At 66.7% G+C, this 13,403-nt stretch carries 10 protein-coding genes; 8 read left to right on the top strand and 2 right to left on the bottom strand.

The window, feature by feature from the left end; translation table 11 throughout:
- Window positions 1-762: 762 nt before the first annotated feature.
- The gene (locus tag ACFXKN_RS04535) at window positions 763-1,389 is read right to left on the bottom strand and encodes a hypothetical protein (protein ID WP_379432401.1); all 627 of its coding nucleotides are present in this window, start codon (window positions 1,387-1,389) and stop codon (window positions 763-765) included.
- 187 nt (window positions 1,390-1,576) lie between these two features.
- Here ACFXKN_RS04535 and ACFXKN_RS04530 point away from each other — a divergent pair, with 187 nt between their 5' ends.
- The 8 genes from ACFXKN_RS04530 to ACFXKN_RS04495 all read left to right on the top strand — a co-directional run bounded on the left by ACFXKN_RS04530 (window position 1,577) and on the right by ACFXKN_RS04495 (window position 10,880).
- Window positions 1,577-2,956: a hypothetical protein gene (locus tag ACFXKN_RS04530; protein WP_379432400.1), complete on the top strand. Its 1,380-nt coding sequence runs from the start codon at window positions 1,577-1,579 to the stop codon at window positions 2,954-2,956.
- A gap of 19 nt (window positions 2,957-2,975) precedes the next feature.
- Entirely contained in the window at window positions 2,976-3,698 is a 723-nt protein-coding gene (locus ACFXKN_RS04525; RefSeq protein WP_379432399.1) for a hypothetical protein, read from the top strand.
- 30 nt (window positions 3,699-3,728) lie between these two features.
- The gene (locus ACFXKN_RS04520; RefSeq protein WP_379432398.1) at window positions 3,729-5,492 is read left to right on the top strand and encodes a BTAD domain-containing putative transcriptional regulator; all 1,764 of its coding nucleotides are present in this window, start codon (window positions 3,729-3,731) and stop codon (window positions 5,490-5,492) included.
- 958 nt (window positions 5,493-6,450) lie between these two features.
- On the top strand, window positions 6,451-7,656 hold the full coding sequence (locus tag ACFXKN_RS04515) for an AAA family ATPase (protein ID WP_379432397.1): 1,206 nt from the start codon (window positions 6,451-6,453) through the stop codon (window positions 7,654-7,656).
- 46 nt (window positions 7,657-7,702) lie between these two features.
- A complete protein-coding gene (locus ACFXKN_RS04510; protein WP_379432396.1) occupies window positions 7,703-9,403 on the top strand; it encodes a VWA domain-containing protein in 1,701 nt (566 codons plus the stop codon).
- Between the two features lie 109 nt (window positions 9,404-9,512).
- A complete protein-coding gene (locus ACFXKN_RS04505) occupies window positions 9,513-10,088 on the top strand; it encodes a hypothetical protein (protein ID WP_379432395.1) in 576 nt (191 codons plus the stop codon).
- An 11-nt stretch (window positions 10,089-10,099) separates the two neighbouring features.
- A complete protein-coding gene (locus ACFXKN_RS04500) occupies window positions 10,100-10,432 on the top strand; it encodes a hypothetical protein (protein ID WP_379432394.1) in 333 nt (110 codons plus the stop codon).
- 121 nt (window positions 10,433-10,553) lie between these two features.
- The gene (locus ACFXKN_RS04495; RefSeq protein ID WP_379432393.1) at window positions 10,554-10,880 is read left to right on the top strand and encodes a hypothetical protein; all 327 of its coding nucleotides are present in this window, start codon (window positions 10,554-10,556) and stop codon (window positions 10,878-10,880) included.
- A 926-nt stretch (window positions 10,881-11,806) separates the two neighbouring features.
- On the opposite strand, the gene ACFXKN_RS04490 is transcribed toward ACFXKN_RS04495, so the two are convergent.
- Entirely contained in the window at window positions 11,807-12,817 is a 1,011-nt protein-coding gene (locus tag ACFXKN_RS04490) for a GIY-YIG nuclease family protein (protein WP_379432392.1), read from the bottom strand.
- Window positions 12,818-13,403: the final 586 nt, after the last annotated feature.

The raw sequence follows: 13,403 nt of genomic DNA, 5'->3' as shown, positions 1-13,403 counted from the left end.
GGAGAAGATACCGACAACCACTGACAACGACGCCGCGCTGCGCGTATGCCCGGGACTCGGTGCGTCACATCTGGAACGAGTGTGGCCTGACATCGATTCGCGAGCCGGACTTCCATGGCCTTGCGTGGCAACGGTCGACCGTTAGTCGATCCGTGTCAACGTAGCGTGCGGTCGGAGTTGAATTCCGACCGCGACTACGAGTGATCCCACTCGTTCCATCAGTGTGTCGATGTCGGATGCTGCTTCGGCGAAGAGTTCGTCGGCGGCAGCGGGATCGTCGTTCGCCCGTGCGGCCATGAGCCTGGCAGCCCATTGGGCATCAGCGGTACTGGCGAGGTCGAGGTTGGGTGCGACTGGTGGCGGTGGCGGCGGTATGACGGAGAACAGGGTATCGATCCAGAACAGACACGCCTGAATGATCGCCTCGTGGGCGCGATCGCAGCCTCGTGGGCGCGATCGCAGAGGAACAGCTTCGAGACCTGAAGTCCCGCGGTTCCAGGGTCTTGCACGATGGCGGCGGTCAACGCGTTTCCTGCATACGCGCGCCAGTCGGACTCGGACATTCGGTTCCCCCCGGTTTGTCACGGTCTTGTTCTCGCCGACCTTAGCGCGATATGTAGCGGATAGCACTGTGGGGCACCAGATTTGATGTGATCCGTAGCCTCGCCTCACCCTCGTCCGGTGTTCCGCCGCGCAGCCTCGTCGCATGGTCGCCAGGGACTGCTGTGTACCGCAGGTGGGCCCGGGTGCGCACGTTGAATGTCAGCGCGTGGGGTGGCTTCGTTGTTGGAACCGTTGCTCGAACGACTGCCGGGTTGGGTCGTCGAGGTCGACGGCCCGTCCGATGAGCCAGCGCCGGTACAGCTTTTCGGTGGCGGCGGGGTCGTCGGGGGAGACCGGCGCGTCGAGCGCCTCGCCGAAGGCGATCTCGAGGAGAGGGTGAACCGTGCCGCGGTTGGCTTCGAGGATGCCGGTGACGAACGGGCCGACGATGCCGCTGATCGCGGCGTCGAGCTGAGCGGTCGCTTTCGGCAGCTCGGTGATGGGCGCGGTGTGGATGAACCGCTGCGCCTCGAGTAGCGGCAACAGTTCCTCGAGGCCGATCATCACCCCGCGTTCACCGGTGGCCAGAGGTGGCGAATCGGCAGGGACCGGCTGTCGACCTTCGTAGTACGCGGCGCGCGCTGATCCGGGTTCCCAGCCGAGACCGGTGTCGAATTTCGTGAACGTGCTGGGGCGCACGTTGGTTGCCAGCTCGCAGCGGTCGGCATGTCCCTGGAGCGGGACAGCTGGTCCGCCACGGTCGCGCACTTCCGGCATCGTCAGATTGCCCAGCTGTTGACGCCGCTCGCGTACCACCCGGGCGAAGAACTCGTCATGGGCTCCCATGCCTAGAACTGTACCCAAAAACTTCGTGAAAGTCGCTACTGCGCAACCTCAAAGCGACGATCCAGCAATTTCTTATAGTTTTCTTCTTGAAAGATTCGAGAAACATACATACGTTGAGTGATGTATCTCATGACTGGGTGGAGCAGTCGCCGCACCTGGTTGTGCCGAATCGGAAGCGAGGAAAGCTATGACTTCTCCATCGATGAACACCCGCTGCGACGCCGCGACGGTCGGGACCGCTGTGGTGGCGGCCTCGCGTGCCGCTGCCGGTGGGCGCCAGGCCAGCGTCGGGATCTGGGTGATCTGGTTGCGGGGTCGGCGGGTGATGAGTTGCGAGTCGGTCGCCCGCCTGGACCAGGATGTTCCCGCGTCGCGCTGGCACGGCGTCGACGGAGCCGTGGTCGTCGCCGTCGTGCCGTCTCGTTTGGCCAGTCCAGTGCTTGGTCGCGCTCGGGTGATCGTGGACTACCTCGACGGGCAAGGGCTCGACGTTCGCGCGGTCCACGCCCGGGCCTTGCATGACGGATCGATGTGGACGGTGTTACGCGGACCGGCGTTCGGTGGCGTCATCGCCTCGACCGCACCGGTACCGCGCCCGCAGTCTCGCCGACACCGGTGGTTGCCCGGCTTCGGTCCTAGCGCGAACCAGCGGCTGGCGATCGCCGCGCTGGCTCCGCTGGCAGCAGCGGTGCTCGCGGCCCCGGCCGCGTATGCCGGCCCTGCCGGACAGCCCGGCGTGATCTCGGATCCACGACCTGGACAGCCCGGCGTAAGTGCGCCCGGGCCCGCCGTTCCGAACACACCAGGTCCGGTCGGCCCGAACCGCATTCATCCCGGCGACCTGGGTGACACCCCGGAACCCAGCCAAAACACGGCCCCGGCCCCGACCTCACCCGAACCAGCCGTGATCGTCGAGCCACAACCGGCGCCGATGCCCCAGGCAGTTGCCGAGCCGCCGCTGGTAGTCGTGCCGCAGGGAGCCCCCTCACAGCCGGTGGTGACCGAGCCGCAGATGTTTGTCGAGCCAGCGACGCCCCCGGTGAATGTGAGTGCCCCGCAACCGCCCACCGGTTACGACGTCACCGAGAACAGTGTGGTCGAGCCGCAGCCGATCGCGAGTGCGCAGCCTGCGTATGGCGATGGTGCGGGACTGCCGCAGCCGCAGTGGCAGACACCGGAGGCTACTGCCGACGTCGACGGCGGTGACCAAGGCGGACTCACGGACCTGAACGTGGAAGCGGTCCTCGATGTCGCAGCCGACACCGTCGCGCTGCCGGAAGCCGTCGAGGGCGTGGTGTCCGAGCCGCTGGTTCAGGAGGCGGTGGCTGTGGTCAGCGAGCCGCTGATTCAGGAAGTGGAGGCGGCGAGTGAGCCGATCGTCTACGACATCGCGGCGGTGAGCGAGCCGTTCGTTGAGGACGTGGTGGCTGTGGCCAGCGACCCGCTCGTCCAGGAAGTAGCGGCGGTGCTCAGCGAACAGGTGACCGACGTGGTCGCGGCAGTCGATCCCCAGGCCGCGCAGGTGCTGGGTGAGGTGCTCGCGCAATGGCCGCCCGCGCTCGGCTGATCGTGAAGGGGAGATGGTCATGACAATCGACCCGCATGGCGAGCCCGAGCAACAAAACCAATACATCGAGCTCGACGAGGCGCCCCCGACCGGTATGGCCGAATGGCTCACCGCGACGATCGCTGTGGGTACGACAGTCGGGCGAGGGTGTCTGGGGCCGCTGCGCCGGACCAGTCCGGTCCGTCGCGCACGCGCCGTTCTGGGCGGCGTGGTGTTGGCGGCGGTCACCGCCGCCGGGGTGGCCACGACCACGGTGGTGGCCAGCATCGGCGACGCCGACTCGATGGTCGATGTCCCGATAGCCATCTCCGCTCCGCCGATGACCACTGGTGAACCTCGACCGGGCCAACCGGTGGTCACCGGGAGCACGGCTGACTGCGGGCCCGGCACGATCGAGGCCGCGATCGCTACGGCCGGACCGCGACCGCTACGGCCGGTGACCGGCGTGGCTGCCATCGCGGCATTCGAGGCCGCCTATTACCACGCCCGCGACGGCGGCTTGGCCCGCGAGGTCGTCGCCGCTCAAGCCGCCGTCTCGGACGCGTCCACCATCCAGGCCGGGATCGACTCGGCGCCGCCGGGCACGACCTACTGCGCCCGAATCCAGATCCTGACTTCTGGCCTGTATTCGGTCGAGATCACCGAAACCCGTCCGGGCGCGCCGCCGACTGTGTGGCGGCAACGGATTTCCACCACACAACTCGACTGGCACTCGGTGATCACCGCGATCGTGTCCGAGTAGGCCTGACCAATCCGCAATCCGAAGGGGGCGGTGACCGTGCTGATCGCACTCACCGGACTGAGTTCTCGTACTGGGGTGACCACCACCGCGGTCGCTCTCGCCGACGCGTGGCCAGGCGCTGAACCGGCGATCGTCGTGGAGGCCGATCCCGCCGGGGGACAACTCGCCCAACTCGCCGACGCCGATCCCGAGCGCGGGTTGGTCAGCCTCGCCGCTGCCGCCACACACTCACCGGGCGCGGCAGTCGCGGCCCAGGTGTGGGAGCACGTGCAGCGGCTGCCCTCGGGGGTGGCATTCCTCGCCGCACCCGATAAGCCCGCCGCCATGGCCGCGACGCTGACAGTGCCGGTGACCGCACCGACAGCGACCTCGGCGGGGCTGGCGGAGCTGGTGGTGATCGCAGACTGTGGCGTCGCCGACCCGAGTTCCCCGGCCGCGCCGATCACCGCCGGCGCCGATGTCCTCATCGTCGTCGTGCACAGCGACCTCACCGATCCCGTCGACACCGGCCGGCGGATCCGTGAGGTCACCGCCGGCAGCCGGCGCCGTGCGGTGCTCATAGTCGGATCCGAGCACACCGACGAGTTCACCACTGCGCTCGGCGTGCCTGTGCTCGGACGACTTCCCCTGGACCGCCGCGGCGCCGAAGCCTTGCTGGGCACCGACCCGCCCCGCAGGCGAGGCCACAGCAGCTTGGAAGCCTCCGCCCGCGTTGTCACCGCGGCCTTGCACAGTCAGCTGAGCCTGGCACCGGCTCCGCATGGTTCGAGTCGAGGGTTGGCTCCCCGACCGAGGTTGGCGTCCTGGTGGCGCCGCCGCGGTACCTGCGCGAGCAAGGACATCCCTCGCGTGTACCCGCTGCACCAAGCACCTGCCCTCCGAGGCTCGCGCACCGACACCACGACGGTCACTAACCCTGACGATGACTTCGGCCTGGAGATCACCGACACCGACGAACCGGCCGCCGAGGTAGCGACAGATTCCCCGGAGCCCGCGCTCGACGCGTCGCCCATGGACCGATCAGCTCTGCCCGGTTCGCCGCTGGCAATCGAGGTGTTCGGGCCGCTGCGTGTGTCGTGGAACCCGGGCGAGGGTGACGTCGACATCACCGCGCGCCTGCAACCCCGGGCACGCGAACTACTGACCCTGCTGGTGCTGCACCCCGATGGGATGACCCGCGAAACCCTGATCGCTGACCTGTGGGGCGAGCAGTGCCCGGCCCGTCCGGTCAACGCACTCCACACCGCGCTCAGCCGACTGAACAACGCCATCGGCGCCGCCACAGACGGTGCGGTACCGCACCTGCTCACTGCCGACCACCACCGCTACCAACTCGATCCGGCGACGATCACCAGCGACTACCAGCGCTTCGCGCAGGCGGTGCGGCAACGACGCCACACCAGCACCGACACCCAATCCGCCGACGCGTGCCACGGCATCCTCGACACCGCACGCCGCGGAGTCCTCGCCGCCGACCTGACCGCGCACTGGGTCGCGCCGATCCGCGAAGCCGCTCGCCGCGACACCATCACCGCAGTCGGCGCCTTGGCCGCCGCCTCGGTGGACCAGCGTCCCCGCCACGCCCTGGATCTGCTCGAAACCGCCCTCGAACACGACCCCCTCAACGAAATGCTCTGGCGCGACATTCTGCGTCTACACGCGCGGCTCGGCGAACACAGCGCAATCGAACGGACCATGAGCCTGCTCGCACACAAACTCGCGCAGATAAACGAAGAACTCACTCCCGAGACACGGCAGCTCGCGCAAAAGCTGCAACAGCAAGCCCCGCATTGAGTCCAACGAAATCTTGTGTGCCGCCGAGACGGGTGAATTCCGCAGCGCAGACTCCCGGTCATCGTTCCACTCGGCTATCCGAGGCGAGCGCAACTCGTCGGGCGAGCGCTCGTCAGCGTGAACGGCGACCGAAGACGTGCTCTCGGAAGAGGTGCAGCGATGAGTCATACAAAAAGTGTGCGCTGGTCTGCTAATTGTGTTCACGGTGACCGCGATGTACCGTTTATTTAACGGCTGATATCGTTGGACTAACTGTAAACGGCGAATGGTTTTTATGCCGCCTTGGCGCGAATAGCTGCGGTCTAGTTTCTATTGTTCGGCTGGGAATTCGGGTTGATTTCGGACTATTCGAATGGCGATCGCATGGCCGTTGGATTCGGTCGGGCGCCGCGCCTGGAACAAGGTGTTTGTTGATCGGTCGTCGGGTGGGGCGTTGCGTGGGGCGCTCGGTGGGGCATCCGGTGGGGCGGTCAAATCGCCCCAGGCTAGTTCGGCAAATGACCAGTTAGGGACATGTATTTCCGCCGGGTGCGTCTCCCGGATTACCCCCAGGGAACAACAAAAACACATGAGAGCGGCCCCCGCCCGGCGGTCACCAGCTACCTGGCAGCCTCTAGATTATTTCGACCAATTCAATATGTTCATCCCTCCCTCATATTCCTTGTGGTCCCCCCTCCTTGTCGTTCAATACATTTCATCTTGTGCCGGCCGAATTCGCGTGCGACGTGGCTTGTTCAGTTCAATTCCTAAACTGCCTGTCCTGCAATTGTTGCCTTGACCTGCGGAAATTCGTAGAAAAAGATTGTGAAACGGGTTGAATTTCGGAGATGAGTCGAGATAGCGTCGACCTACACCCCGGGGAAACGAATTACCGACCAATCCGAAATGCCGACTGCGCCACCCTTATGTCAGGATTCAACCTGACACGGCGCGACATTCGCACAATCCAGGAGACGAGATGACAACCCCCACCGCACCGGCACCCGCACCGAAAAACCGTCTGGGTAACGGTGAGTTGCGCCGCATGGTCGCCAAAGTGCTCACCGACAACCCCACCACCGAATACAGCCCCCGCGATATTTCGAAACTCACCGGCCATTCATCCGGCGCGATCGGAAACGCGATGAAAACCCTCGCCGCCGCCGGACACGCCGACCAAACCAACACCAAACCGGTCCGCTACCGTGCCAACGCTGACACCGCCACCGCAGCGACCGGCGCCCCCGCTACCCCCACCCCAACCCCGGCAGCGGCCCCCGCCACCCGGCGGCCCACCCGGGCACGCAAAGCCCCGGCCGCCCCGACGACGGCCACCACCACGGCCACCCCGGCGACGACGGCCACCCCGGCACCCGCCCGGACCGGTTCGGCGGTGACCCGACCCAACGGGCAGCAGTACCACCTGCGCAAGCTGGCGGGGCGCGCCGATGTCGACGTGTTGTGCACGATGCGCAACCACGAGGTCCCGGTGATGTTGTACGGGCCGCCCGGAACCGGCAAGACCTCGCTGATCGAGGCCGCCTACGGTGACCTGCTGACCGTGCAGGGCGACGGCGACACCACGGTCGCCGATTTCGTGGGCGAGTACACCCAGAACCCGGACGGCACCTTCGTGTTCGTGCACGGGCCGCTGGTCCGGGCCATGCGCGAGGGCCGGGTGCTGTTCATCGACGACGCCACCCTGATCGCGCCGACCGTGCTCTCGTGTGTGTACCCGGCCATGGACGGCCGCAAAGAGATCGTGATCAAAGCCCACGGTGGCGAAATCGTGACCGCCGCGCCGGGGTTCTTCGTCGTGGCCGGACACAACCCCGGCGTGCACGGGGCGATCCTGTCCGACGCGCTCGCCTCGCGGTTCGCGTTCCAGGTACAGGTGGGTAGCGATTACGACCTCGCCCAGCAGTTGGGGGTCGACGCGAAGGCGGTGCGGGTGGCGCGCAACTTGGCAGCCCGGCAAACCAAAGGCGAGATCGGGTGGGCACCCCAGCTGCGCGAGCTGTTGGCGTTCGCCAAGATCACCATCGCCACCGACACCGCCACCGCCGCCGCGAACCTGATCGGGGCCGCCCCCGAGGACGACCGGCTCATCGTCGCCGACGTGGTGCGCGCCGTGTTCGGCACCCGCCTCGAGCCGCTGGCGCTCGGCTCCCGCATCGGCACCTAGCCACCCCCCACCTCGGCCGCCCTCTGCCCGAAAGGAACTGCTCGCGATGACCGGACATCTGATCGCCGACCCGACCACCACCCCCGCACCGCCACCCACCGCCGATGGATGGGACAAGCTCTCGGCCGCGCTGACCGAGGAGGCCCCGTCGATCGCCGACCGCGACGACCTGGTCGTCACGATCGCCCCCGGCGCCGCCCATGGGCACCCGGCGGTGTTCATGCCCCATAGCGCCGCCATCGAAATCGACGGCACCCGCCTCGGCATCAACCCGGTCACTGCCCGGCCCGACCGCAACACCGACCGGGCCCGCTATGCGGCCGTGTGGGGCGCGTTCGTCCACGAATGCGGCCACGCCAAACATTCGGCCTGGGAACCGCCCCCGATCGCCAACCCGGCCGTAGTCGAGGCCGCGATGCTGCTCGAGGAATCCCGCATCGAGGCCGCCCAGATCCGCCGCCGCCCCGACGACCGGCACTGGCTACGCGCCGCCGCCACCGAGATCGTGATCGGCGACAACGGCGGCGCGAGTGCCGCCGCCCAGATACCACCCACCCCGTATGCCGCCGCCCACAACGCCGCGCTGGTGTTGGGCCGGGTCGACGGCGGCATCCTCGAGGCCACCGAATGCGCACCCGCCGCCAGCGCGATCGAGGCCATCCTCGGCACCGACACCCTCGAGAAGTTGCGCGCGATCTGGCAGCGCGCGCACACCGTCGCCGATGACGACGTAGCCACCATGATGGAACTCGGCCAGCAGTGGCTCGACATCATCGGCACCGACCCCCACGCCGACCCGGAACCGAACTCGCCACTATCGGCCGCGATCAACGACACCATCGCCAATATCGCCAAGGCCGTAGCCGCCCAACCGATCGAGACAGACCCGGCCGAGGCCGCCGCTACTCAACGCCGCACCGCCGCCCGTTCGGCCCAACGTGCGGCAGGACAAGCCCAAGCAGTATTCGGCAACGGAACCGGCAGCGGCACCACCGCCAGCACCCACACCACCCGCACACCGCACCCCGACGAACGCGCCGCCGCGCGGGTGCTGGCACGCGCCTTCAACACCGCCAGCACCCGCGAACGGCACGCCGTCAAAACCACCTCCGCGCTACCACCGGGCCGGTTGCGGATGCGCGGCGCACTCGCCCGGGAAGCCCAACGCGCCGCCGGGGCGATACCGACGGCCGAACCATTCACCCGCACCACCCGCAAAACCGCGCCCACCCCGCCTCTGCGGGTCGGGATCGCCTGCGATGTGTCCTCGTCGATGAAGGCCTACGCCGACCCGGTCGCCTCTGCCGCGTGGATCATCGCCCGCGCGGCTGAGTTGGCGACCATGCCCGCCGCTACCGCGACCGTCACTTTCGGCGCGTCGGTCACCCCGGTCACCTACCCCGGAACCGCCCCCACCCAGGTCACCGAGTTCGGCTGCCCGGACTACCTGCACGCCATCGACATCGCTATCGAGGCCCTCGACGGTGCCCTCGATCTGTCCCGTCCAGGGGCGACCCGGCTGCTGGTGATCATCTCCGACGGGCACTACAGCGGCGACAACCGCAACCGGGCGCAGAAGCGCCTCGACAGGCTGCGCGCCGCCGGGTGCGCGGTGTTGTGGCTGGCACCCACCAGCGGCAGCGCACCCACACCGCTGGCCGGGGCGAACCTGCACCCCATCGCCAACCCTGCCGCTACCGCCCACGCCATCGGCCGCGCCGCGACCGCCGCCGTACGCGCCGCCTGACAACCCACCCGCCGCCCGGGGCGTGGCACACCGCGCCCCGGGCAGCACCCACCACCAACCGACCCGATCACCCCACCCAGCCCAACCACACCGAACAGGGAGAACCACGATGACGAGCGCTACCCCACCCACCGCACACCCCACGCCCGTCAACAGACCGCCAACCACGGACGACCCGCACACCACACTCGAGGCCGCATGCCCGATTCGGGTCGGTGAGGAGGTGACCGGCCGCGAAAACCGGGCACGGCGCGGCGTGGTCCGATACCTACACACCCGCGACGGCATCGCCGAATGTGTCGTCGAGACCTCCGACAACAACGAGTTGAGACGCTACTGCGTACCACCGTGGACGCTGATACCGGCCGACGGCGACCCGTCACCGGAATGGCGCGACCGGATGAGGGCCTTCGAGCACGCCCAACGCGACGGCGCGGTGACGCTGATGTGCCGACGACACAACCAGGTCGCAGAGCAGGCCGAGGCTCTCGCCCGTCGGATCGCCGACATCGTAGAAGCCCTACACGACGGCAACCTTCCCGACCTCGACGAACCTCTGGCAGGCGATGCCCAGGACCTCGACTCCGAACTCGGCTACCTCAACGAATTCCTCGACGACGTGCTCGATTCCGGGCTACTCACCGCCGAGGAAATCCAACACCACCTCGCCACCAGCTTCGAATAGGAGGACATCGCATGCATGTCATGAGAGACACCCAAGGACACGACGACACCGGGGCGATCAAGGTCGGCGTCGCGTTCAGCGGCAACGCCTACGTGTCGATACAGCTCCGCGACGCCGACGACCAGCCGGGTCGCCTGCTGATCATGGAACCGAACAAATGCAACCACGGCATCACAATCTGCCGGGAATGCGCCAACAGCTGGGAGATCGACTACCTCGTCGAGTACTTCCGCACCGCCGGTGGACGTCGGCTCCACGAGCACATCGAGGCGGACGTGGCCGCCGCCAGCGTCCCGAACGACGGCGACGGTGTGGCCGATACCAGCGAGCCACTACCTGAATAACGCTCGGGCCAGTGCCGGGAAACAGTCGAAAATGTCTGTGACCCCGGCACTTTCGCGACCACCTGGAGCACGGGCACCCGGAACCAGCCCGCTCAGCCAGCGACCGACAGGACACGAGACCATGACCGAACCCACGAATACAACGCCTCCGATCACTACGACGGCCGCGCTCGAACCGATCTACGAGGTCAAGAACACCATCACCGGCGACCAATTCGTCATCTACGCCCCCGGCGCCCACGACGACCGAGGCACGTACACCGTCGCCCACGTGACAGGCACCGCCTCCGCGATCGCCACCCCACGGATCCATCTGGTAGGCCCCGACGACATCACCGCCTACGCGACCGGTGCCGTCAACAGAATGCGAAACGGCCACGCCGGACACGCCGCGCAGGTGTGGGTCAATCTCACGACCGGCCCGATGCGCGCGCAACTACCCCGGTAACCGCTGAACCCGTGTTCATTCCGAACCGGCGGGGGCCGCGAGGTAACACGTCTGCGTTGTGGCCCTGATTCGAGGTCAAACAGCGGACAGTCACATCGCCGCACGGAACCTCCGATTCGTCGACCCCGTCCAACCCGGTATGGGACGCGAATCGATCGACGCACAATCGCTCATCGACGCCGGGCTCGACCCGACTGATCCTCAAGTGTGGGCAGATCAGTGGCGGATCAGTGACCTGCTCGTCTGCCTCGGAATCTGGCAGCGGAACGGGGCCGAGCCAGCTGTCGAAGGTCCGGATTCGCGACGACACCGACTCGGGTGACGACCTTCCCCGTCGCATGTGGCAGGCGTTGCGGGTCGTCCACGACTCGGCGGGCACGCAGCCCGCCTGGCTGATCCGGGATGACGCTCGAAAGGTCAGCCTGCCTGGCCGGTGGCAGAGCGGACGCTACCTCGCACTCGAAGAGGTCCACGATTTGCCGTCTTTGACGACCGCCGCGAGTTCTACGTTGTTCGTATCCTGCCCGAGTCTGAGTCGCTGGGCGATCGCGCCATCAGCATCGACGACGACGCGGAAAGAAGGCACAGCAACCAACTGGGCCTCATATCCCGCGACTCCGACCGACCCTCAAGTGCCCCGCCCCCGAGCACTGTTGGCCCCCTACCAGCGACTGGGTATCGACCCGAAGATACGCAGGAGCCCGGCGCGCGAGTCGCCGGGCTCCTGAGACCGCCCCCGAAGGTTCGGCGGGGTCACGTTCAAACTGGCGCAGGGACGGTATTTGTCGCGTGCGCTATTCCCTGCGGTGTCGATACAGCCCACTGTTCCCGTTCCTGGCCGGGGTAGCCGTTGGGTCAGGGCGGGCCGCCGACAAACAGTGCTGGAAATGGTGCCAGGCCGGGCTATTCGGCGCCGTAGGCTGCACTCAACGGACCAGGTGTCGCCAGCCTGCCGAACGCTGGAGCAGAACCTGCGCCCGCTTGTCGTCCTGCGTTTCGTAGAGCGAGTGATTGAGGAAGGGATGAGCCATATCCCTCTCGCCCAAGGGAACGCCCCACTGGTGTGCTTCAGGGAAGAACTCCCACTTTCCGTCAGGATCGATCCGCCAGGCATAGCGCACGACAGTTTCTTTGTTTCGGGTCGGGATGCCCAGCAGCAGGTGGGTCGGCAGTGACCCGGAATCGTGTAGCCATCCCGCAACTCGGTCGACGGAGAAACTCCAGTATCGGCGGGCACGTTCCCTGGCATCGGTATCGTCCCAAGGGTCATCCGGATCCCAACCCTGCCGGATGGTCAGAGGCTCATCGGTCATCTCGAGCATGTTCACTCGTTCGGTGAGCCCCTCGAGTTGATGCGGAACGGTAACGGTGCGCAGTAGCCGATGGGCACGAGCGGTGAGATCTTTGCGGCTTCCCTTGACGAAGATGACCGAGGTCGGTCCGGCATCTTCGATGTTGAGTTGTCGCGCCCCGATATCGACCTCGTCCTTGCGCAGCCGCGCCTCCCACTCGGAGACGCCGCCCAGGTCGCTCTCGCCGACTCGACGCACGCCGTGGTGGCGGCCTGGAATCGCGTTGGTGAGCACGGACTTGTCTGTGCGCCTTAGCAGTCCGTCGACCAGCGTCATGGCGAGTTGTTCGGCATTGTAGGCATCGTCCTCGTTGTGGATCCCCTCCGCTAGATACAGGATCGGCACCTGCTCGCCCCGGTCGAGGATCTGGTGAATCCGGTGTGCCTTCGAATCGAGTCGCTCGTGGAGCTGTTCTTCTTTCAGAAGCGCGCTACGGACGTTCTTCTCGTGATCGTGAGGCCGATCCGCCCGGCCTTTCCCTACGTAGAAGATGCTTCGAAGGTCGTCCTTCGTCTCGCGATACACCTTCGGATCCAGCAAGGCGTAGATGAAGTACGGACCGTTTGGCGTCAATCGACCACCCATGTGGCCTCCTCCCCGTGATTCTCTTGCCCGAAAGGGCCGTCGAACGAACAGTACAACCGAGCGTGGCCAGGCGGGAATCGGCTTGACAGCGAAAAGTGCCGTGGTGCTGAATGTTTCGCCCAGCGTTACCGGACGTGCAGGCTACTTAACTGGCGCAGGGACGGTATTGGTCGCGTGCGCTAGTCCCTGGGGTGTTCGGTGTCGTCCTGCTGTTCGGCTTGGCGGGCGGACAGGTAAGCGGTCCAGTCGCGTCTGACGTGTTTGCTCCAGCGGATTGCGGTGGTGATATGGATGTCGAGGAGATCGGCGAGGACACGGGCGGGCAGGTCCGCGGCGAGGTCGGCGAGCGCGCCGCTGCGTGCGGCGCGGAGGGCGATTCCGTAGCGGTTTAGTCGAGCGCTGAGCGAGCTGTTTCCGATGGGCTGTCCGGGAACACGTCCAGGAAAAAGCCAATGCGAGGTGGTGTGCGGAGCTGCGGGTTGCGTCGGTCGCTGGTCGGCGAGTTCTCGGAGAAGCCCAGCCAGGCGAGGAGGTAGCAGGACGGGGTGGTCGCTGATGGCGAGGTAGGTGTCAGGGGGTCTGTCGA

Origin of the sequence: Nocardia sp. NPDC059195, from assembly GCF_042754695.1 — a bacterium.
Lineage (GTDB): Bacteria > Actinomycetota > Actinomycetes > Mycobacteriales > Mycobacteriaceae > Nocardia.
Note: the sequence above shows the minus strand (reverse complement) of the source record. Positions and strands in the feature narration are given on the sequence as shown.

Bases quoted from the DNA above. Each gene is read 5' to 3' on its own strand.
- ACFXKN_RS04535 (WP_379432401.1), bottom strand. From the start codon at position 1,389: ATGGGAGCCCATGACGAGTTCTTCGCCCGGGTGGTACGCGAGCGGCGT.
- ACFXKN_RS04530 (WP_379432400.1), top strand. From the start codon at position 1,577: ATGACTTCTCCATCGATGAACACCCGCTGCGACGCCGCGACGGTCGGG.
- ACFXKN_RS04525 (WP_379432399.1), top strand. From the start codon at position 2,976: ATGACAATCGACCCGCATGGCGAGCCCGAGCAACAAAACCAATACATC.
- ACFXKN_RS04515 (WP_379432397.1), top strand. From the start codon at position 6,451: ATGACAACCCCCACCGCACCGGCACCCGCACCGAAAAACCGTCTGGGT.
- ACFXKN_RS04510 (WP_379432396.1), top strand. From the start codon at position 7,703: ATGACCGGACATCTGATCGCCGACCCGACCACCACCCCCGCACCGCCA.
- ACFXKN_RS04505 (WP_379432395.1), top strand. From the start codon at position 9,513: ATGACGAGCGCTACCCCACCCACCGCACACCCCACGCCCGTCAACAGA.
- ACFXKN_RS04500 (WP_379432394.1), top strand. From the start codon at position 10,100: ATGCATGTCATGAGAGACACCCAAGGACACGACGACACCGGGGCGATC.
- ACFXKN_RS04495 (WP_379432393.1), top strand. From the start codon at position 10,554: ATGACCGAACCCACGAATACAACGCCTCCGATCACTACGACGGCCGCG.
- ACFXKN_RS04490 (WP_379432392.1), bottom strand. From the start codon at position 12,817: ATGGGTGGTCGATTGACGCCAAACGGTCCGTACTTCATCTACGCCTTG.